The 20961-nt window shown below is 70.1% G+C and carries 21 protein-coding genes; 7 read left to right on the top strand and 14 right to left on the bottom strand.

The features are described 5' to 3' along the window. Positions 1-64 precede the first annotated feature (64 nt). The gene (locus tag ABD743_RS21330; RefSeq protein ID WP_344723887.1) at positions 65-1006 is read left to right on the top strand and encodes a LysR family transcriptional regulator; all 942 of its coding nucleotides are present in this window, start codon (positions 65-67) and stop codon (positions 1004-1006) included. 15 nt (positions 1007-1021) lie between these two features. Here ABD743_RS21330 and ABD743_RS21325 read toward each other — a convergent pair whose 3' ends face one another. Continuing rightward, the gene (locus tag ABD743_RS21325; RefSeq protein WP_344723886.1) at positions 1022-1318 is read right to left on the bottom strand and encodes a hypothetical protein; all 297 of its coding nucleotides are present in this window, start codon (positions 1316-1318) and stop codon (positions 1022-1024) included. Positions 1319-1564: 246 nt separating this feature from the next. Here ABD743_RS21325 and ABD743_RS21320 point away from each other — a divergent pair, with 246 nt between their 5' ends. From ABD743_RS21320 to ABD743_RS21310, 3 genes are all read left to right on the top strand, one after another. Continuing rightward, on the top strand, positions 1565-2206 hold the full coding sequence (locus ABD743_RS21320; protein ID WP_344723885.1) for an HNH endonuclease family protein: 642 nt from the start codon (positions 1565-1567) through the stop codon (positions 2204-2206). A 2-nt stretch (positions 2207-2208) separates the two neighbouring features. After that, positions 2209-2463 carry a hypothetical protein gene (locus tag ABD743_RS21315; protein ID WP_344723884.1) on the top strand — a complete coding sequence of 85 codons (255 nt, stop codon included), beginning with the start codon at positions 2209-2211 and terminating at the stop codon, positions 2461-2463. Between the two features lie 75 nt (positions 2464-2538). Further along, the gene (locus ABD743_RS21310) at positions 2539-3852 is read left to right on the top strand and encodes an MFS transporter (protein ID WP_379659330.1); all 1314 of its coding nucleotides are present in this window, start codon (positions 2539-2541) and stop codon (positions 3850-3852) included. An 8-nt stretch (positions 3853-3860) separates the two neighbouring features. On the opposite strand, the gene ABD743_RS21305 is transcribed toward ABD743_RS21310, so the two are convergent. Beyond that, complete coding sequence (locus tag ABD743_RS21305; RefSeq protein WP_344723883.1) at positions 3861-4472, bottom strand: GNAT family N-acetyltransferase; 612 nt, start codon at positions 4470-4472, stop codon at positions 3861-3863. 22 nt (positions 4473-4494) lie between these two features. Next, entirely contained in the window at positions 4495-5826 is a 1332-nt protein-coding gene (locus ABD743_RS21300) for an aminotransferase-like domain-containing protein (protein ID WP_344723882.1), read from the bottom strand. A gap of 81 nt (positions 5827-5907) precedes the next feature. Here ABD743_RS21300 and ABD743_RS21295 point away from each other — a divergent pair, with 81 nt between their 5' ends. Then, positions 5908-6720, top strand: a complete 813-nt coding sequence (locus tag ABD743_RS21295) for an alpha/beta fold hydrolase (RefSeq protein ID WP_344723881.1) — start codon at positions 5908-5910, stop codon at positions 6718-6720. A gap of 91 nt (positions 6721-6811) precedes the next feature. Beyond that, positions 6812-7948, top strand: coding sequence for a right-handed parallel beta-helix repeat-containing protein (locus ABD743_RS21290; RefSeq protein WP_344723880.1), 1137 nt, complete (start codon positions 6812-6814; stop codon positions 7946-7948). 21 nt (positions 7949-7969) lie between these two features. Here ABD743_RS21290 and ABD743_RS21285 read toward each other — a convergent pair whose 3' ends face one another. The 9 genes from ABD743_RS21285 to ABD743_RS21245 form a co-directional block, all read right to left on the bottom strand. Continuing rightward, positions 7970-9721 (bottom strand): FAD-dependent oxidoreductase, encoded by a 1752-nt coding sequence (locus ABD743_RS21285; protein ID WP_344723879.1) that lies wholly within the window; start codon positions 9719-9721, stop codon positions 7970-7972. Next, complete coding sequence (locus ABD743_RS21280) at positions 9718-10590, bottom strand: intradiol ring-cleavage dioxygenase (protein ID WP_379659329.1); 873 nt, start codon at positions 10588-10590, stop codon at positions 9718-9720. The genes ABD743_RS21285 and ABD743_RS21280 overlap by 4 nt, the downstream gene beginning before the upstream one ends. Positions 10591-10626: 36 nt before the next feature. Further along, on the bottom strand, positions 10627-11664 hold the full coding sequence (locus ABD743_RS21275) for a maleylacetate reductase (RefSeq protein ID WP_344723877.1): 1038 nt from the start codon (positions 11662-11664) through the stop codon (positions 10627-10629). 146 nt (positions 11665-11810) lie between these two features. Then, positions 11811-12509: a hypothetical protein gene (locus ABD743_RS21270; RefSeq protein ID WP_344723876.1), complete on the bottom strand. Its 699-nt coding sequence runs from the start codon at positions 12507-12509 to the stop codon at positions 11811-11813. Then, the gene (locus ABD743_RS21265) at positions 12506-13411 is read right to left on the bottom strand and encodes an ABC transporter ATP-binding protein (protein ID WP_344723875.1); all 906 of its coding nucleotides are present in this window, start codon (positions 13409-13411) and stop codon (positions 12506-12508) included. Before ABD743_RS21265 ends, ABD743_RS21270 begins: the two co-directional genes overlap by 4 nt. Then, positions 13408-13779 carry a GntR family transcriptional regulator gene (locus tag ABD743_RS21260; RefSeq protein ID WP_344723874.1) on the bottom strand — a complete coding sequence of 124 codons (372 nt, stop codon included), beginning with the start codon at positions 13777-13779 and terminating at the stop codon, positions 13408-13410. The genes ABD743_RS21265 and ABD743_RS21260 overlap by 4 nt, the downstream gene beginning before the upstream one ends. A 108-nt stretch (positions 13780-13887) precedes the next feature. Beyond that, positions 13888-14721, bottom strand: coding sequence for an ATP-binding cassette domain-containing protein (locus tag ABD743_RS21255; RefSeq protein ID WP_344723873.1), 834 nt, complete (start codon positions 14719-14721; stop codon positions 13888-13890). Between the two features lie 6 nt (positions 14722-14727). After that, complete coding sequence (locus ABD743_RS21250; RefSeq protein WP_344723872.1) at positions 14728-15516, bottom strand: GAF and ANTAR domain-containing protein; 789 nt, start codon at positions 15514-15516, stop codon at positions 14728-14730. Between the two features lie 148 nt (positions 15517-15664). Continuing rightward, a complete protein-coding gene (locus tag ABD743_RS21245; RefSeq protein WP_344723871.1) occupies positions 15665-16273 on the bottom strand; it encodes a DedA family protein in 609 nt (202 codons plus the stop codon). A gap of 106 nt (positions 16274-16379) precedes the next feature. On the opposite strand from ABD743_RS21245, the gene ABD743_RS21240 reads away from it, so the two are divergent. Further along, entirely contained in the window at positions 16380-17468 is a 1089-nt protein-coding gene (locus ABD743_RS21240; RefSeq protein WP_344723870.1) for a glutamate--cysteine ligase 2, read from the top strand. 31 nt (positions 17469-17499) lie between these two features. Here the strand turns inward: ABD743_RS21240 and ABD743_RS21235 are convergent, their stop codons facing one another. Continuing rightward, positions 17500-19656, bottom strand: a complete 2157-nt coding sequence (locus ABD743_RS21235; protein ID WP_344723869.1) for a 3-hydroxyacyl-CoA dehydrogenase NAD-binding domain-containing protein — start codon at positions 19654-19656, stop codon at positions 17500-17502. Positions 19657-19673: 17 nt separating this feature from the next. Continuing rightward, positions 19674-20897 carry an acetyl-CoA C-acetyltransferase gene (locus ABD743_RS21230; protein ID WP_344723868.1) on the bottom strand — a complete coding sequence of 408 codons (1224 nt, stop codon included), beginning with the start codon at positions 20895-20897 and terminating at the stop codon, positions 19674-19676. Between the last annotated feature and the right edge of the window lie 64 nt (positions 20898-20961).

Here is a 20961-nt window from a genome sequence, read left to right as displayed (position 1 = left end):
CACAGTGCGGCCAAATCTGCTATTCGTCCAATACCAGTAATGAAGGCAAGCCATACGATGAACTATGGATCTGCGGCAGCTCCGGTACTTCCTCGCGGTCGCCGAGGAGCGCTCCGTCACGCGTGCGGCCACGCGGCTGCACCTCACGCAGCCCCCGCTGTCGGCCCAGCTCGCACGGCTGGAGCACGAGTTGGGTGTCGAGCTCTTCGTGCGGCACCGGCGGGGCGTCGATCTCACCGAGGCCGGCCGTCACCTCGTCGAGCACGCCCGGCGGGTGCTGTCCGATGTGGATGCTGCGGCGGAGTCGGTGCGGCGCACCGGGCAGGGCCGCAGCGGGCGGCTGGCGCTCGCGTTCGTGCCGGCGACGGCATGGTCCGTGCTGCCGCCGCTGCTGCGCCGGTTCCATTCCGCGCGACCCGACGTGGAGTTGCGTTTCCTGGAGGGCCACACCGACGCCGTCGCCGAGCACGTGCGCTCCCGCCGCGCGGATCTCGGGCTCGTGCACCTTCCGCCCGGTGGAGCCGCGAGCGGGGTCGGGCCCGACCTCGACGTCGCAGTCGCGCGCCGGGAACCGCTGGTCGCCGTGGTTCCGCGGGCCCGCGCAGATGATCTCGGCGACCGCGTCGACCTCAGCGACCTCGCCGGCGAGCCGTTCTTCTGCCCTGGACGGACCGTGTGGGGCGGGCTCACCCCGCACCTGCTGGGAGCGTGCCGGCTCTCGGGTTTCGAGCCCGTACTGCACGAGGTCGACCTCGTCCAATCCGCGGTGGCGCTCGTCGGTGCAGGTCTCGGCGTCTCGGTGCTGCCGGCATCCGTGGAGCGGGTGTGCGGCCCGGACACGGTGACGCGGCCGCTGACCCGTCCCGTCCCGGTGGTGGAGACGGGTCTGTTGCGCCGACGCGCCGACGCCCCGAGCCCCCCGGCGCAGCGTTTCCTGCGGCTGGCACTGGACACTCCGGAACCCGACGTCCTGGGCCCCGCCTTCGCCCGCACCCGCCAGGAATGAGGTGCCCGGCGCTGCTCACCGCCTCACTCGGCGTGCCGTCCTCGCCAGCCACCCGGAGCGTTTCCGCGACAGCTCCGGCAGCGGCATCTTCCGTCGCCACCTGCGCCCTTCCTTCCGAAGGCCTTTGCCGATGTCGCGCGACCGTGGGAGCAGCAGCCGAAACCCCACGCCGTAGAGGCGCAGCGCGGCGAACCCCAGCAGAAGACCGACCGGCATGAGAAGGACCGAGACACACAGGACGAGCGCGACGACAAGGAGGACCGTCGCAACGAGCCAGAGCAGGACCCCCCCGAACACCCGGAGCACTCTCATCGCCACCGCCATGAACTCGGAGCCGCCCGCGTTGATTCGCGTAAGCGGAATAGCCGCTGACCCCGCTGCCTAATCCCGGCATTTCGCCCGCCACCGACAGCACTTTCGCTCAATAGGTCCGCCCGAGAGTGCCGTTCAAACGGGAATCGGGCCGTGATCCACCCGTACCCGGCGGATGGCATGATCGCCCCGTCGCGGCCGTGGGTTCGCCCCGTGCCGGCAACCGGGATAGGGAGCTAGTGGGGCGTGCTCGGACACCTCGTGCGGATCTCGGCGGCCGTCCTCGCGGCCCTGCTGCTCGTCATCGGCCTCAGTGGCTGCACGATCACACCTGTTCTCCCCGACGCCCGGCCCGTCTCCACGGACCAGGCGCACGCCCAGCTCTCGGCACTGGTCGAGCGCGCGCCCGCGTCGATGCGCGGCTACTCCCGCGATCGGTTCCCGCACTGGTCGAGCCGGGGCAAGGGCTGCGACACCCGCGACCTCGTGCTGGAGCGTGACGGCACCGACGTCGTCGTCGACCCTCCGTGCAAGATCGTCAAGGGCACCTGGCACTCCCCCTACGACGACGCGACGTGGACGGACCCGGCGGATGTCGACATCGACCACGTCGTGCCGCTCGCCGAGGCGTGGCGCTCCGGCGCGGCGGACTGGGACGACGAACGACGCGAGGAGTACGCCAACGATCTGGACGGCCCCGGGCTGCTCACCGTCACCGACAACGTCAACCAGGCCAAGGGTGACCAGCCGCCGAACCTGTGGAAGCCCAAGCTCACCGAGTACTGGTGCACCTACGCAGAACTCTGGATCGAGACCAAGTCGAAATGGGATCTTTCGGTAACCTCCGCCGAACGCTCCGCGCTCCTCGACATGCTGAACAGGTGCTGACGATGTCCTCTGAGCACAGCTCCCTCATCACCGCACCACCAGGCGGTGTCTGGACCGACGACGTCGGCGTGATCACCGGCGCTCTGGAGCTGCGCACCACCTGCGCCGACAACGGCGAGGTGCAGGTCAGCGTCCGGTACGAAGAGGCCGACGAGTGGTACACGGTGCGCGGAGGTAAGGCCGAGCTCCACGATCCGGCCGACGCCGAGGTTCTGCACTCCGTCCTGGCCGCCGTGCTCGACCGTCCCGAGGGCTGACCTTTCTGTTGACACCCGAGGTCCACCCCTCGCACTGTGTGCGCCAACAGTGCCCACACGAACGGGGGACAGCGGGTGGACGCGGAGAGAACGCCGGCCGTGGCTGCTGCCGAGGTGAAATCCGAGCCGGAGCAGCTGCGGCGGGTGGCACTCGCCAGCGCGGTCGGCACGACGATCGAGTGGTATGACTACTTCATCTACTCCACCGCCGCGGCGCTGGTCTTCGGTTCCCAGTTCTTCTCGACGCTGTCGCCCGCCTCGGCCACGCTCGCCGCGTTCGCCACGCTGGGCGTCGGGTTCCTCGCTCGTCCGGTCGGCGGGATCCTGTGGGGCCACTTCGGCGACCGGATCGGCCGCAAGGCGATGCTCGTCGCATCGCTGGTGCTCATGGGTGTGGCCACGGTCGGGGTCGGGTTGCTGCCGACCTTCGACCAGATCGGCGTGGCCGCACCGATCCTGCTCGTGTTCCTGCGGCTGCTGCAGGGGCTCAGCGCCGGCGGTGAATGGGGCGGCGCCGCACTCATGGCGGTCGAGCACGCACCGGAGGGGCACCGCGGCAAGTACGGGTCCTATTCACAGGTCGGGGTACCGGCCGGGCTGATCCTCGCCCAGCTGGTGTTCGTCGTCATCGACGCGACCATGGACGACCAGCAGTTCGCGAGCTGGGGCTGGCGGTTGCCGTTCCTCTTCAGCATCGTGCTCGTCGGCGTCGGCCTCTTCATCCGCCTGCGCATCGAGGAGAGCCCGGTGTTCCGGGCGCTCAAGGTCGAACAGGTGCGCGCCCGACTGCCCATGATCGACGTCCTGCGCGAGCGGCCGCGGGAGCTGGTGATCGCGTCGGTCAGCTTCATCGCCAACACGGCCATCGGCTATGTCTTCCTGGCCTACCTGCTCTCCTACGGCACGTCGGTGCTTCGCGTGAGCCGCACGACGATGCTGGTGGTGGTGATCATCGGGAGCATCTCCTGGCTGGTCAGCATCGTGGTGTCGGCGATCTGGTCCGACCGGGTGGGCCGCAAGCCGGTCTACCTCGTGGGATCGGTGCTGCTGGTGGTGTGGCCGGTGCCGTTCTTCCTGCTGGTCGACACCCGCTCGACCGCCCTGATGATCGTTGCGGTGATCGTGCTGACGATCGGGCTCGGCGCGTCCTACGGACCGCAGTCGGCCCTGTTCGCCGAGATGTTCGAGCCCCGGTACCGCTACAGCGGCGCCTCGTTCTCCTACGCCGTGGGTGCGGTGCTCGGCGGTGGCTTCGCGCCGCTGGTCGCCGCCGCGCTCCAGACCTCCACCGGCACGTCGCTGTCTGTGTCGGCCTACATGATGGGCACCGCGGTGATCAGCCTCATCGCCGTGCTGTTCATCCGCGAGACCTGGCGCGTCGCGCGGTAGCGCCCGAGCTAGGGCGGATCGGTGGATCGGCCGAAGTAGGTCGTGCCGCGCTCTGCCGGCACCGGGATCTCGTGGAAACCCATACGGGCGTAGAACGCTCCCGCTCGGGTGTTGGTGCTGGCCATGCCCAGGTGCACCGCGCTGACCCCGCCCCGGGCCAGCGCCGCGAGGAAGGTGGTCATCAGTGCCCGCCCGTTGCCTGCGCCCTGGTAGGCGGGCAACAGGTCGATGTGCAGGTGGGCCGGGTACGCCGCCACCTCGGGCACGAGAATCCGCTCGGGCTGGTGCAACAGAGCGATCATCTCCTCGGCCCGCGTCGCCGGCCGGCCGGCCGGCAGCGGGTAGCGCCGAGCCAGCGTGGGCAACCACTCCCGGCGGAGCCACGTGACGTACGCCGGTGTGTCCGACGTCCCGAGCACATAACCGACGGCCTGGCCGCCGTCGTCGACCACGAAGGCGAGCTGCGGCTCGTACTCGACGTAGGGCAGGGCGAAGATGTTCGCGAGCAGCTCGGGATCGGGGTACAGCGCGCGGGCGTCCTCGCCGGCATCCCCGGTGCGGACGCAGATGTCGACCAGTGCGCTGCGGTCCGCCGGCCGATAGGGGCGGACTACGGGCATGCGCTCACCGTAACGGCCTGCGTCACTCCACCTCGTCGTCGGCCGGGCTTCCCCTGCCGAGCAGGGCGAGCGTGTCGAGCGCCGCGGCCAGCACCGGCATGGGCGGGGCAGCGAGTGCGAGGCGTACGGCGCCCGGTGCATGGGCCGCTCCCACCGCGAAGGCCGCGGCCGGGGTCACCGCGATGCCGCGCCGGGCCGCCGCGGCCACGAACGTCTCCGCCCGCCAGGGTGCGGGAAGCTCCCACCAGCAGTGGTAGGAGGCCGGGTCCGTGCTGAGCGCGAACCCGGTGAGCCGCTCGGCGACCAGCGCCTGCCGGGCCGCGGCGTCGGCGCGCTTGGCCGTCTCGATGGCAGCCACCACCCCCTCGGCCATGAAGCGCGTGGCGGCCTCCAGCGCGAACGCCTGAGGCGTCCATCCGCCGGACCGCAGCGCGGCGGCGATCTTGTCGTGCACAGCAGCGGGCGACACCACGAACCCGAGCGTGAGTCCGGGTGCGAGGCGCTTGGACAGGCTGTCGACGAGCACGGTCCGCTCCGGCGCGAACGCCGCCAACGGGGCCGGGCCGTCCCGCAGGAACGCGTAGATCGTGTCCTCCACGGCCATCAGATCGCGCTCGGCGAGCACCTCTGCGAGCGCAACGCGGCGAGCCGGCGCCATCGTCGTGCCGAGCGGGTTGTGCAGCGTTGGCTGCAGGTAGACGGCGTCGAGCCGCCCGGCGGCACGCACGGCATCGGGCAACAGGCCGCCGTCGTCCGTCGGGATCGGAACGAGCTGCACCCCGAGCCGGGCCGCAATGCCCCGCACCACCGGGTACGTCAGCGCCTCGACACCCAGCCGCCCGCCCACCGGCACCAGCGCGGAGACGGCCGCGGCGATCGCCTGCCTGCCGTTGCCTGCGAACAGCACGCCTTGCGGCTCCGGAGCCCAATTCGTCCGCGCCAGGAGGGAGGCCGCCGCCGCGCGGGCCGCGGGCGTGCCGGTCACCGTGGTGGCCGTGAGAGAGGCTCCGAGCACGCCAGGTCGGAGCAATCCCTCGAGAATCGGTGCAAGCATCTCCCCCTGCTGCGGGAGCACGGGGATGTTCATCTCCAGGTCGACCCGCCCCGCTGCGGCGGGCTCGGCCAGTGCGAGACCGGGCGCAGGAGGGGCTGCGCGCACGAAGGTGCCGCGGCCGACCTCGCCCGTCACCAGGCCGCGGCGCACCAACTCGGTGTACACGCGCGCCGCGGTGGACACCGCGATGCCTCGGTCGCGGGCGAACCGCCGCTGGGTGGGCAGCCGGTCGCCGGGTCGCAGCCGACCCGCCCGGATGTCGGCGGCGACGGAGTCGGCGAGCGTGAGGTAGCCGTCCACAGCATTGCTCCGAGGTCATTGAAAGTATTGAACGCCGATATTGCACCGGGCAAACTGCAAGCGTCAACGAGAGGAGCGACGATGCGCACCATCGGCCTGGACCGTGTGACCCTCGCCTACGACGACGCGGGCCCCGAGCGCGGCACCCCACTGCTGCTCGTACACGGGCACCCCTTCGACCGGACGATGTGGCGCCCGCAGCTGCAGCGTTTCGCGGCCGAGCGCCGCGTGATCGTCCCCGACCTGCGGGGCTACGGGGCGAGCCCGGGAGCGGTGGCCGGCTGGACCGACTTCGCCGACGACCTCGTCGGCCTCCTCGACGGGCTGCGCGTGCCGCGTGCCGCGGTGGCGGGCCTCTCGATGGGCGGCCAGATCGTGCTGGAGCTGCAGCGCAGGCACCCCGGCCGGGTGGCAGGGCTCCTGCTGGCCGACACCACGGCTGCGGGCGAGCCGGACCGCGATCAGCGCCTGAGCATGGCCGACAGGCTGCTCGACGAGGGCATGGATCCCTACGCGGTGGAGGTGCTCTACCGGATGGTCAGCCCGCACGCCTCGGGCGCTGTGGCCGACCACGTGCTCGCCATGATGCGGGCCACCGATCCGGCCGGCGCGGCGGCGGCCCAGCGCGCCCGCGCCGACCGACCCGACCATCTCCCCCGGCTCGGGTCCGTGGCCGTACCGACCGTGGTGGTCGTCGGGGCCGAGGACGAGTTCACGCCCCCTGCCGACGCACGCGCGATCGCCGAGCGTGTGCCGGGCGCCGAGCTGGTGGTCATCGACGAAGCGGCGCACCTGCCCAATCTCGAGCAGCCCGAAGCGTTCAACGGTGCATTGCTCCGTCTGCTAGAGCGCGTAGACCGTTCGGAGGACCGATCGGCGATCGCCGGCGACTGATCACCGGCGGGATGATCGAAAACGCCACGCGGTGAGAACCCTGCCCCCTAGCCTCTGACCTGCTCCAACCCCGGCTGCGGAGGTCACGCTGATGCAGGTTCCACGGTGGATGCTGCTCGTCGTCGCGGTGGTCGTCTGGGCGGTTCCCATGCTCGGTGCCGACAGCGCCGACGCCGCGCGTCCCGACGCCGTCACCCCTGCCGCCGAGAATCGCAAGGACGCCACGTCCGACTCCGCGAAGCGCGAGGGCTCGCGTGACGCCGAAGGGGAGGAGTCCTCTCCGAAGGCGGAGGCAGCGGAGCAGGAGGCGGCCGAGGAAGCAGAGGACGCTCCTTCGGCCGACGACTCCGGGAAGCGGGTTGCACCGGCAGGCGCCGACCTGCTGGCAGTGGTCAAGGGCCGGGGTGCCACGACGAGCGTCACGGACACAGCCGAGCTCGAACGGGCATTGGCCGCCGCCCGGCCCGGCGACACGATCCGGATGGCCGCCGGCACCTACGAGCCGGTCGTCATCAACCGCTCCGGCACCGCGTCCGCGCCCATCACGCTCACCGGCCCCAAGGGCGCCGTGATCAGCGGGAGCGGCAAGGGCTACACCGTGCACCTCGACGGTGCGAGCCACTGGCAGCTCGTCGGCTTCGCCGTGTCCGGCGGCGGCAAGGGGATCATGACCGACGGCAGCAAGGGCCTTCTGCTCGACTCGCTCACCGTGAGCGACACCGGCGACGAGGCGGTGCACTTCCGCGGCGGGTCCAGCAACAACACCATCCAGCGCTCGACGATCCGCAACACCGGGCTGAACCAGCCCGAGTTCGGCGAGGGCGTCTACGTCGGCAGCGCGAAGAGCAACTGGAAGAAGTACAGCGGCGGGCAGCCGGACCTGTCGATGAACAACCGCGTCGTGGGCAACACCTTCCAGCGGATCACCGCCGAGAACGTCGACGTCAAGGAGGAGACCGGCGGCACGCTGATCGCCGGCAACCGGTTCGACGGGTCGGCGATCAGCGGCGCGAACTTCGCCGACTCGGTGGTCGACGTGAAGGGCTACGACAGCACCGTCACCGGCAACGTCACCACGGGCAACGCCCCGGCGCTGAAGAACATCATCGAGACGCACGTGATCACCGAGCCGGAGACCTCCGGCTGCGGCAACCGCATCGAGAACAACCGCGTCGAGGGCTTCCGGCCGACGGGTGAACTGGTGGCGGTCGACAAGAAGTGCGAGTGAGGCCGGTCCGGCCCCACTGTCTCAGCCGCGGGCGAGCACCGTGCACAGCACCCGGTGCAGCTCCGCCGCCGGGTCCTCGCCGAGGCCTGCAGAGCGCCACGCGACGTACGCGTCGGGCCGGACGAGCACGCACCCGTCCTCGTCCACCTCGCGCGCCCGCGCCCAGTCGTCGTACAGATCGATGTACTCCCGGCCGGGCCCGATCACGTGCGCGGCGATCTCTATACCGAGCGCCTCGGCAGCCTTCGCGGCCGCACCTGCCCATTCCTCTCCCGCTATGCCGGTGAGCAGGCAGAACCGGCCCTTACCGGCGAGATCGAGGGTGGAGACGCGGCGCCCGTCGCGCCCGAGCCAGATGTGGGGCAGACGCGCCCCCGGCCAGGTGGTGGGGTGGTAGTGGAGCTCGGGGTCGCGCGTGTACTCCGGCTCCGGGGTGCCGTCGGGCATGACGGCCGCCGAGGCATACCGCTGCCCCATCTCCACGCCGTGGGTGTTGAACTCGTAGTTCTTGAGCTCCAGCGCCGCGCGCAGCTTCGTGCGCTGGACCGCGGCTTCCGGGGTGTTGGCGCCGCGCGCCGCGATGTGCCGGCGCATCACCTCCGGGTCGCTCTCGCCGATCAGGCCGAGTGCATCGAAGATCGGTCCGAACTCCTCGATGCTCTTGTTCGCCCGCAGCACGATCTGCTTGCCCACCGGCGCGCGCTCCGCGTCGTAGCTGTCCAGCAGCGCCTCACCGGCCGTACCGCGCAGCACATAGGCGAGCTTCCACGCCAGGTTGTAGGCGTCCTGGATCGAGGTGTTGGAACCCAACCCGTTCGACGGCGGATGCCGGTGCACGGCATCGCCCATACAGAACACCCGCCCGGCCCGATAGCGGGTGGCGTACATCTTGTTGTTGCCCCACAGCGACGTCGAGCGGATCGTCACCGGGATCGAGTCGTCGCCCACCAGCTCATGGACGATCTTGATCGCCATCTCGTCGTCGACCTCGGGCGGCGGCTGCGCGATGTCGTAACCCCAGATCACGAGCCACTCGTTCCACGGCCGGACCATGCGGATGACACCCATGCCGATACCGCCGACGTCGGCGCCTGGCTGCAGCACCCAGTACAGGACGCTGGGCCGGTGGGCCACGTACTGCGAGAGGTCGGCGTGGAACACGATGTTCATCGAACCGGCGAGGTCCATCCGGCCCTCGAACGGGAGCCCGACATCGGCGGCCACCGCGCTGCGTCCGCCGTCGGCACCGATCACATACCTCGCGCGGATGTCGTACTCGTGACCGCTCAGCCGGTCCCTCACCGTGACGGTGGCCCCGTCGGCGTCCTGCACGAGACCGACGAACTCGGTGTCGAAACGGACCCGGCTACCTCTCGATGCGGCGTGCCCGATGACGATCGGCTCGAGGTAGGTCTGCGGGATGTCACAGTTCGGTGAGGGGCTCGCCAGCCTGTAGTCGGACTCGCGTTCCGGGCTCGTGTACCAGGTGCGGACCCGTCCGATCTCGTCGCCCGCGAGGCTGGTGCAGAAAACCGTGTCCCCGAGCAGTTCGTGCGCAGTGCTCTGGGCAAGCACGTCATCCTCGATGCCGAGATCGCGGAAGATCTCCATCGTGCGCTGGTTGGTGATGTGCGCCCGCGGCGAGTTGGCCGTCCAGCGGTACTTGGTGATCACCGTGTGATCGACGCCCAGCGTGGCCAGGGCCAGTGCGGCCCCGCCACCGGCGGGCCCGCTGCCGATCACGAGCACGTCCGTCTGAAGATCCTCGGTCACGAGAGTGGCTCCAGCACGATGTCGAACTCCACCGAACTCCAGGCGGTGTCGAGCACACGGCCGTCCGGGGCGGTGCCGGGCCGGTGTTCGGCGAACTCGACGATGAGGCTCTCCTTGACGCCGAACACCGCGTCGCTGTCGAGGTACGGGTCGCCCGCCGCGAAGATGTGGGTGATCAGGGTGCGGTGGCCCGGGGCGTCGACCTTGAAGTGCACGTGTGCGGGACGCATCACGCTGCGGTCGGTGGCCGCCATCAGCTCACTGACCGGACCGTCGGTCGGGATCGGGTACGCGGCCGGACGCACCGACCAGAAGCGGTACCCGCCGTCGCCGTCCGAGCGCAGCCGTCCGCGCCCGGCCGACCGGTCACCGTCGTACTGCACGTCGTAGAAGCCGTCCTCGTCGGCCTCCCACACCTCGATCCGGGCGTCCGCCACGGGGTTCCCTGCAGTGTCGCGGATGGTGCCCGTGACCCAGCAGGGCATGCCCTTCGCGCCACGCGAGATGTCGCCGCCCAGCGCCACCTCGGGAGCGCCCTCCACGAAGAACGGCCCGAAGACCGTCGACTCGGTGGCCCGCGGCTCCGCGGGCGCGTTGATCCCGACGGTGAGCATCGAGAGCCCGAGCACATCCGAGAGCAGGATGAACTCCTGCCGCTTGTCATCAGTGATGTGCCCGACACGGGTCAGGAACCCGATCCCGGCCTCCCACTCCTCCTGCGTCAGCCGCACATCCCGCGCGAACGCATGCAGGTGCCGCGTGAGGCTCTGCACGATCTCGCGGAGCCGCTCGTCCTTCGTCTCATCGAAGCTGGCGACGGCTGCGTCCGTCACCGCCCGCTCGCGTTTTTCCTGCTCGCCCACTGCCATTCCCCCTGTCGCTGCTGTTCCCCGGCACTGCCGATCTCATTTCCATTCGCCTCCCCATGCGGCGCGCACCAATCGCCGCAACGCGATGGCGTCGGCAGGCACGGGGTTGTCCTCGGGTACCGCGGGCTCGGTGAGAGCCGCGACCTCATCGATCTGCTCCTCACGCAAACCCAGCTCACGCAGCCCGCGAGGCACGCCCAACTCGTCAGCCAACTCCCGCAGCCCCCGAACCGGATCATCAACGCCCAGCGCCCGCGCAACCCGCACCACCGCATCCGGGGCACCCGGCGCGTTGAACGCCAACACGTGCGGCAGCACCACCGCGTGAGTACGCGCATGCGGCAGGTCGTAGGTGCCACCGAGCACATGGCACAGCTTGTGATGCAACCCCGAACCCGTGGCGGCAAACGCACTCGCCGTGAGCCAGGCTCCACGGAGCAGCGCCACGGGATCGTCCTTACGCAAACCGACCACGATCGCAGCGATCCCGTCCTCGGCGACCGCCGTGCTCACCGGGTTGCGCCCGCTCGCCCAGAACGCCTCGACACCATGCGCCAGCGCGTTGAAACCACTCGCAACGGCCAACTCCCGCGGAAGCGACGCCGTCAACTCCGGGTCATAGACGACCACCTGGGGCAACACAGCCGGATCGACGCCCGTGGTCTTACGACCATCCACCGTCAGACCCCACACGGGCGTGACCTCCGAACCCGAATACGTCGTCGGCACAGCGACCACCGGAATCCGAGCTGTGAGCGCCACGGCCTTCGCAGCGCCGATCGTCGAGCCGCCGCCGATGCTCAGCACGACGTCCGCATCGGCCTCGGCAGCGGCGGCGCGGGCGGCTTCGGCCGTGGCGAGCGGTACGTGCTCGCGCACCGCGGTGAACACTGCGGCCACCTGCCCGGCGAAAGGGTCGACGAGCGCCCGCACCCGGGCCGTGTCCCGGTCCGATGCGACCAGCAGCACCCGCCGGGCGCCCAACCGCTCGATCTCGGGCGCGAGCCGGGTGCGCGCCGCCCCGGAGCCGAACACGATTCGCGCAGGAAGTACGCTATAGGTGAATTCCCGCATTTTCGCTCCCGCCCGAACGAGTTTCCTTCACAATGCGCGACGGCCGGCCATCCGTCCAATACAGGATCGGATAGCCGGCCATGGATGCGGCATAAATCTGCAGAAGCTGCGGTGTGAGAGGTGGAACTCGTCCAGATCGGCGCGGGCTACGGCGTGGCGCGCCGGATCGCGAGCCAGCCTGCGCCACCGAGCACGATGGCGATCACCAGCGGATAGCCGACCAGCAGCGCAAAGGTCGGCTGGTCGGTGAAGAACGAGCCGACCGCGGGCCACCAGTCCTGCCAGGTGACGACGATCGCGACGCCGGCCAGCACCAACGACGTGCCGACGGTCAGCGCGTAGACGCCGGGCTGGCCCCACCGCTTGAAGACCACGCCCGCGAACACGCCGATCGAGGAGAGCGCCACGAACGGAACGGTGTACACGAGCCATTGCGCGAACAGGCCGTCCTGAACCAGGAACGGGAGGGCGAAGAACTTGAGGTCGATCCCCCATCCACCGGTCGCCGTCTCGATGCGCCCCAAGAGGAGCAGAAGCACACCGAAGAGCACCGACTGCGCCCCGACCACGAGTCCGGTGCCTGCGTAGAAGGCCCGCCGGGTGACGCTCAGGCCGAGGGCGAAAGGAAAGACCTGCGTCATCGTCTGCAGGTGGGCGACGAGCATCACCATGTAGATCGACAGCACTGCGCCCGTGGTCCGGCCTTCCGGTGGCGCCGCGTCCCCGATGGCCGCGAAGAGCCCCAGGTTGAGCGCCAACACCACGAGGAGCAGCAGCGGCGGAAAGACGAAGATCCAGAACCAGTTGACCGTCTGGATGCGTGCGACATCGAACACCCGCTTCATCGGGCACCCCCTTCTCCGGTGCCGGCACCCACTGGCTGCCCGTTGCGCGGAACGTTCTGCTGCGTCGTGCGGACCACGAGTTGCTGCAGCGACACCGGCTCGAAGTCCAGGCCGCCCACCGTCGGACGGTCGGGGATGCCGGAGACCGTGGCGCGCAGGAAACCGCCCACCTCCTCGCGATGGAGCACGGTGCGCCCGGCGACGAAGGACTCGACGGAGTCGCGGGGCCCGGTGACGGTGACCGCGCGGGTGCGCAGCGTCTCGGCGTCCTCGTCGATGAGAATCCGTCCCTTGTCGATCAGGACGACATGCTCGATGAGATCACTGACCTCGTCGATCAGGTGCGTGGACAACACGACGGTGCGAGGGTGCTCGGCGTAGTCGGCGAGCAGCCGGTCGTAGAACAGCTGCCGCGCCACGGCGTCCAGGCCGAGGTAGGGCTCGTCGAAGAACGTCAGCGGGGCGCGCGACGCCAGCCCGATGATCACACCGACGGCCGACAGCATTCCCCGCGAGAGCTTCTTGATCGAACGGTTGCCCGGCAGGCCGAAGTCGCTGATCAGCTCGGCGGCGAATGCTGCATCCCAGTTCGGGAAGAGCAGCTCCGCGGCGCGAATGGCGTGCTTGACGCGGAAGGTGTCCGGGTACTTCTGGCTCTCCTTGATGAAGCACACCCGGTTCAACACCGCGGCGTTCTCGTAGGGATGCTGTCCGAATACCTCCACCGTGCCGCTGGTCTCGAAAGCCTGGCCGGTAAGGATCTGCATCACCGTGGTCTTGCCGGCTCCGTTGCGCCCGAGCAGGCCGTGAATCTGGTTCTCGGCCAGCTCCACGCTCACCCCGTCCACCGCGGTGACCTGGCCGTATCGCTTGGTGACGCCATTCATCCTGATGACGCTCATCCCTGGTCCCCCCAGACGTCGATCATCTTCTTGATCTGCTCGGCGTCGATGCCGAGCTTGCGGGCCTCTACCAGCAGCGGAGCCAGGTATTGACGCGCGAAGTCCTCGCGGCGGCGCTCCAGCAACTGCGTCCGGGCCCCGGTCGCGACGAACATTCCGATTCCTCGTCTCTTGTAGAGCAGCCCGTCCGCCACCAGCTGGTTGACGCCCTTCGCCGCCGTGGCCGGGTTGATCCGGTGGAAGGCCGCCAGTTCATTGGTCGAAGGCACCTGCGCCTCCTCGGCCAGTGATCCGTCGACGATCTGGCCTTCGATCTGCTCGGCGATCTGCGCGAACAGCGGCCGCCCGTCGTCCTTCACACCGACCACCGACCTCGTCGGTTCGTCGGTTCATTACTCATGTAGCTAACCATGGCGGTAACGGGGCGCCTTGTCAATCGCGAACAGGGAGAGATCAACGGCGAGGCGCCGGGACGGCTACGGGCGTCCGTCCCGCCGCACACCGACCACCGAGCAGCCGGCCGCGAGCGCCGCGGCCAGCAAGGCGTCTCCGTGCCGGACGGGCACCCGAACGACGAGCCAGCCCGGCCCGGTGCGGCAGTCGTCCACCGGCGGGAGGCGGCGCAGGACGTCGGCCGCGCCGTCGGGGCAGAGCAGCTCCACCACCGTGTGCCCGGTCGCGTGCACGTCGCTCTCGACCGCGGCCGGGCTCAGCACGCCGCCGGCGAGACGCAGCACCGTGGCCGCGGGCAGTGCACCCGCACGTCCGGTGTGGTCGGCAACGAGCATCCCGGCCCCGCGGGCGAGCTCGGCGCCGAGCCGGGCGTCGAGCGCCGCGGCCGCCGACGCGTCCAGGCTCGACCACGGCTCGTCGAGCACCAGAAGCTCGGCACGGCAGGTCAGCGCCTGAGTGAGGCCCACCTTCTGCGCGTTGCCCGTGGAGAGCCGGGCGACCGGGGCGTCGAGGTCGCCGGTGAAGCGGAGGGCGTCGAGCAGTGCGGCGGCGTCACGTGCGGCGTCCGCGGCGCGAACACCGTGTAGCGCCGCCAGATGGCGCAGGTACGCCCGGACAGGCATCCGCGGGGATGCCGGGAAGCCACCGGGCAGGAAACCGACGACCCGCGGCCGGCCCGAGACCGTTCCCGCCGTCGGGGCGGCGCACCCGGCGACGATCCGCAGGAGCGTGGACTTGCCGGTGCCGTTGCCGCCGACGACTGCCACGGGACGTCCCGGAATCAGCTCGAGGTCGACGCCTGCGAGGACCTCGACCCGGCCGCGGTAGCGCTTACGGACACCGGCAAGACGGATCATGTGCGTTCAGATGTCCGCACGCCGCTCCACGAACGTCTGTGCCACCTTGGTGAGCTTCATGTTCAGCGACTGCGAGGCAGAGCGCAGCAGGTCGAACGCCTCGTCGGCGGAGATCTTGCGGCGCTCCATGAGAATGCCCTTGGCCTGGCCGATGATGTCGCGCGTGTTCAGAGCCTCACGCAGCTGGGCGGCCTCCAGGTCGGCGGCCGTGCACGCCATGGTGGCCGCGAGCGCCGTGGAGGCGTGCGCCGCCAGCACGAGCGCGATCTCCCGGTCCTGCTCGTCGAGGCCGCCGACCTCGTGCGAATAGATGTTCAGCGCGCCCATCCGGGGCGCGTCGCCGCCGTGGGGGAACATCCCCACCGCGAGGATGCTGCCCACACCCATGCCGACGGCGGCACGCCCGAACCGCGGGAACTCGGGGCAGTTGCCGAGGTCGGAGCAGTAGGTCATCCCGAGCCCGGCCATCCGGGTGGCCTCCACGCACGGACCCTCGTCGAGGCGGTACTGCACCTCGTCGAGCTCGGTGGCCAGCGGATCGGTCTCGACGGGCGTGTGGAAGCCGCCGGGCGCCCGTAGCGTGACGCTGACGAGGTCGGCACCCTGCACCGCGGACCGAGCGGCCTCCACCACTCGCTGCAGCACACCGTGCACCGACGCCTCGCCCGCGAGCTTCGCGGCGAGATTCACGAACTCTCGCGCGAGCGGACCCGCGTCCGCGAGGCCCGCCGAGCCGTCCGAACCGCCGGCGGCGAACCGCTTCCGATCCTCGGCCCACTCCTGCTCCGTCGTCACGTCCACCTCGATCATCCGGCCGGCTGCCGGCCCGAATTGGCAACCGGCGCGGAAGCTTGACCCAGAGCGCGGCGGCAGGGCAAGCCGGGGGCCAGAGCGGCCGACATTCGGACGCACTTGCGCACGGCCGAACGGACGAACGGACTGGTCAGGAAACGAGGGCTCGGGCGCGGATCCGGCGCACCACGAGGATCACCAATCCGACGACGAGAAGCCCGAGCACCACGTAGCCGATCGGCCCGAGCCAACTCTCCACGTGGTCCCAGTTCTCGCCCAGCACCCACCCGAGCCCGATGAACACCGCGTTCCACACCCCGCTGCCGATCGCCGTGAGCAGCACGAACCTGCCCAACGGCATGCCGGAGACACCGGCCGGGATCGACACGATGCTGCGTACGAGCGGGACGCACCGGGCGAGCAGCACCACCTTGCCCCCGTGCCGTTCGAACAGCTGGTGCCCCCGCTCGATGTCCTTCTGGCTCGCGAGCACGAACCAGCGGCGGTCGGCCAGGCGGTGGAGACGGTCGTAGCCGAGCCAGGCCCCGAGACCGTAGAGCACCAGCGCCCCCAGCACGGAACCGACGGTCGCTGCGGGCCACACAGTGAGGACGCTCAGCGCTCCGGTCCGTGCGCGGAACCCCGCCAGGGGCAGGATGACCTCGGACGGGATCGGTGGAATCAGGTTCTCCAGCAGGATGAGGAGCCCCACACCGACTGCTCCGAGACGGTCGACGATCCCGAACACCCAGTCGGCCACATGTCCATGATGCCCGATAAGTACCACTCCAACCGTCCGCACGAGGGGCGTCCACCCGGCCGTGCCACACCGAGCGGATCTCGTCGCGAGCGCCATACTGCTGCGCGTGAGCGTGCGGACAGTCGGTGTCGAAGAGGAGTTCCTGCTGGTCGACCCGGAGACCGGTCGGCCGCGCGCGGTCGGCAATGTGGCGCTCGCCGTCACCGACTCCGACGAGGACGAGCTGACCGGTGAGCTGCACCGCGAGCAGCTGGAGACCGGCACGAAGCCCTGCCACACCCTCGACCAGCTGGGGGCGGAGCTGCGCTCGGCCCGGGCGACGGCGGCGGGCGCGGCAGGTGAGGTGGGGGTGGCTCTCGCCGCGCTGGCTACGTCCCCGCTTCCGGTGGAACCGACCGTCTCCCCGTCGCCCCGCTACGAGGAGATGGCCCGCCGCTTCGGACTCACGGCCTACGAACAGCTCACCTGCGGATGCCACGTCCATGTGGCGATCGAGTCCGCGGAGGAGGGCGTCGCCGCCCTGGACCGGATCCGGCCCTGGCTGGCCCCGCTCATCGCGGTGAGCGCGAACTCCCCGTTCTGGCTCGGCGAGGACTCCGGCTATGCCAGCTACCGCAGCCAGGTCTGGGGGCGGTGGCCGTCCGCGGGCCCGTACGGGCCGTTCGGCTCCGTCGCCGCCTACCGGCAGTTCGTCGACTCGGTGCTCGCCACGGGGACGGTGCTGGACGAGGGGATGCTCTACCTCGACGCCCGCCTGTCGCGGCAGCACCCCACCGTCGAGGTCCGCGTGGCCGACGTGTGCCGGGAACCCGACGACGCCGTGCTGGTCGCGGCGCTCACGCGCGCGCTCGTCCAGACCGCGATACAAGCGTGGCAGACGGGCGAGGAGCCCGCCCCGGTGCGCACCGAAGTGCTCCGGCTCGCCGCGTGGCGCGCCGGACGCTCCGGGATGGAGGGCGACCTGCTCGACCCGGGAACCTGGCGCCCCGCTCCCGCCGCCGAGGTGGTCGGACGGCTGGTCGAGCACGTGCGACCGGCGCTGGAGCAAGCAGGCGACAAGGACACGGTCGACGAGCTCCTGCAAGCCCTGCTGGAGCGAGGCACAGGCGCAAGCAGGCAACGCAAGGTACTGGAGCGCACGGGCGATCTAGCAGCAGTGGTCTCCGACGCAACGAGCGGCACTCCGGCCCGATAGGTTCGGGCGAGAGCGCCGCTCGTTCGACGCGTCAGGCGGCGTCGGCCGTCCGCTTGCGCAGGCTCTCCGGTACCTGGAAGCGCTCGCCGTACTTGCGTGCGAACTCATCAGCCCGAGCGACGAAGCCGGCCACGCCACCCGGGTAACCCTCGACGTACTGCACCACGCCACCCGTCCAGGCCGGGAACCCGATGCCGAAGATCGAGCCGATGTTGGCGTCGGGCACCGAGGTGAGCACACCCTCGTCGAGGCATTTCTGCGTCTCGATCGCCTCGACGAAGAGCATCCGCTCGGCGAGCTCGTGCAGGTCGACGTCGTGGTTCGTCGCCCCGAGCTCGGTACGCAGGCCCGGCCACAGCCGCACCCGCTTGCCGTCGGCGTACTCGTAGAAGCCGGCGCCGGAGCTCTTGCCCTTGCGGTCGAACTCCCCGACCAGCCGGTCGATCACGTCCTCGGCCGGGTGCCCCTTCCACGTGCCGCCCGCCGCCTCGAGCGCCGCGCGCGACTCGTTGCGGATCTTCTGCGGAAGCGTGAGCGTCAGCTCGTCCATCAGCTGCAGAACCGGGGCCGGGTAGCCGGCCTGCGCCGACGCCTGCTCGATCGTCTGCGGGTCGATGCCCTCACCGAGCATCGCCACGCCCTCGTTGAGGAAGGTGCCGATCACGCGGCTGGTGAAGAAGCCTCGGCTGTCGTTGACGACGATCGGGGTCTTCTTCAGCCCGATCGTCACGTCGAACGCCTTGGCGAGCGTGGCGTCCGAGGTGCGTTCACCGCGGATGATCTCGACGAGCGGCATCTTGTCCACGGGCGAGAAGAAGTGCAGCCCGACGAAGTCGCCCGGGCGGTCGACACCCGCGGCGAGCTCGGTGATCGGCAGCGTCGAGGTGTTGGAGCACAGCAATGCGTCGGGCTCGATGTACTTGGCGGCCTCGCGGAAGACCTCCTGCTTGAGCTGCACCGACTCGAACACCGCCTCGATGACGATGTCGCAGCCCGCGAGGTCGTTGTAGTCGCCGGTCGGGGTGATGCGCTGCAGCAGCGCCTCGCCCTTCTCCAGGGTGGTCTTCCCGCGCTTGACGCCCTTGGCGACGAGCCCCTCGGAGTAGGTCTTGCCCTTCTCCGCCGCCTCCAGCGAGACGTCCTTGAGCACGACCTCCCAGCCCGAGAGCGCGCAGGAGTACGCGATGCCCGCGCCCATCATCCCGGCGCCGAGCACAGCGACCTTGCGCGGTTGCCACTTGTCGTAGCCCTCGGGACGGGACTTCCCGCCGTTGATGGCCTGCAGGTCGTAGAAGAACGCCTTGGTCATGTTCTTCGAGACCTGACCGGTGACCAGCTCGACGAAGTAGCGCGCCTCGATACGGAAGGCGGTGTCGACGTCGACCTGCGTGCTCTCCACCGCCGCGGCGAGGATGTTGCGCGGGGCCGGCATCGGCGCGCCCTTGAGCTGCTTGCGCAGGTTGGCGGGGAACGCCGGGAGCATCGCGGCGAGCTTCGGCGTGGCCGGGGTGCCGCCGGGCACCTTGTACCCCGGCTTGTCCCACGGCTGTGCGGCGTCGGGGTTGGCGGCGATCCAGGCTCGCGCCTTGTCGAGCATCTCCTCGTGGCCGGCGGCGAGCTCGTCGATGATGCCGATCTCGACCGCGGCAGCGGGCTTGTGCCGCTGGCCCTGCGCCAGCACCTTCATGAAGCCGTCGGCGATGCCGAGCATCCGGGTGATCCGCACGACCCCGCCGCCACCGGGTAGCAGGCCGAGTGTCACCTCGGGCAGCCCGTAGACCACGCCGGGAGCGTCGAGCCCGATGCGGTGGTGGCAGGCCAGCCCGATCTCCAGGCCACCGCCGAGGGCCGTGCCGTTCATCGCCGCGACCACCGGACGACCGAGGGTCTCGAGCCTGCGGAGCTGCTTCTTGACCGTCATGGAGTTCTCCATGACCGCCCCGGCGTCGGCCTCTGTGGCCTTGCTCATCGAGTCGAGGTCGCCGCCCGCGAAGAACGTCTTCTTCGCCGACGTGATGATCACGCCGGTGATGTTCTCCTTGTCGGCGACCAGTGCGTCGACACACGCACCCATCGCGGCGACGTACCGCTCGTTCATCGTGTTGGCGCTGCGGCCGGGGTCGTCGAGGGTGACGACGACGATCCCGTCCTCGCCGCGCTCCCAGCGGACGGCCTGTGGCTCGGTCACGGTTGCAGGTTCCCTTCTCAGGAGATGCGCTCGACGACAGTGGCGATGCCCATGCCGCCGCCGACACACAGCGTGGCAAGGCCGTAGCGGAGATCCCGGCGCTCGAGCTCGTCGACCAGCGTGCCGAGGATCATCGCGCCGGTGGCACCCAGCGGGTGGCCCATGGCGATCGCGCCACCGTTGACGTTGACCTTGTCGTGCGGCAGATCGAGATCGCGCATGAACCGCAGCGCGACGGCCGCGAACGCCTCGTTGATCTCGAACAGGTCGATGTCGTCGACGGTCAGGCCGGCCTTCGCCAGCGCCTTGCGGCTGGCCGGGGCCGGGCCGGTGAGCATGATCGTGGGGTCGGCTCCGGACAGCGCGGTGGAGACGATGCGGGCACGCGGGGTGAGCCCTGCGGCCTTGCCGGCGGCCTCGGTGCCGATGAGGCACAGCGCGGCGCCGTCGACGATGCCGGAGGAGTTGCCGGCATGGTGGACGTGGTCGATCTTCTCGACCCAGTGGTAGCGCTGCAGCGCCACGGCGTCGAACCCGCCGGCATCGCCGATCATCGCGAACGACGGCTGCAGGCCCGCGAGGCTCTCCAACGTGGAGCCTGCCCGGATGTGCTCGTCGCGGTCCAGCACCGTTACGCCGTTGCGGTCCCTCACCGGCACCACCGAGCGGCTGAAGTAGCCGTTGGCCCAGGCCTTGGCCGCGCGGGTCTGCGACTCGACCGCGAAGGTGTCGACGTCCTCGCGGGAGAAGCCTTCGAGCGTGGCGATGAGGTCGGCGCCGATCCCCTGCGGCACGAAGCCGGTGTCGTAGCTGGTCTCGGGGTCCATCGCCCAAGCGCCGCCGTCGGAGCCCATGGGCACCCGCGACATGGCCTCCACGCCGCCGGCGAGGACCATCTCCTCCATCCCGGAGCGCACCTTCTGCGCCGCGACGTTGACGGCCTCGAGGCCCGAGGCACAGAAGCGGTTGAGCTGCACCCCCGCCACGGTGTGCGGCAGCCCGGCCGTGATCGCCGCGGCCTTGGCGATGTCCCCGCCCTGGTCGCCGATCGGGGACACGACGCCGAGCACGACGTCGTCGATGGTGGCCGGGTCGAGATCCGGGAACCGGTTCCTGAGCTCGTGGATCAGGCCGACGACCAGTGAGATGGGTTTGACCTCGTACAAGGAACCGGATGCCTTGCCGCGGCCGCGCGGCGTGCGGACGGCGTCATAGATGTACGCCTCGGGGATCTCGCTCATGCGAACCTCTCATCGACGGCCGAGCTCATTTCCACTTTTGTTACAGTAGCACTGTCACATAGGT

It is taken from the genome of Pseudonocardia yunnanensis, from assembly GCF_039534065.1.
Lineage (GTDB): Bacteria > Actinomycetota > Actinomycetes > Mycobacteriales > Pseudonocardiaceae > Pseudonocardia > Pseudonocardia yunnanensis.
Note: the sequence above shows the minus strand (reverse complement) of the source record. Positions and strands in the feature narration are given on the sequence as shown.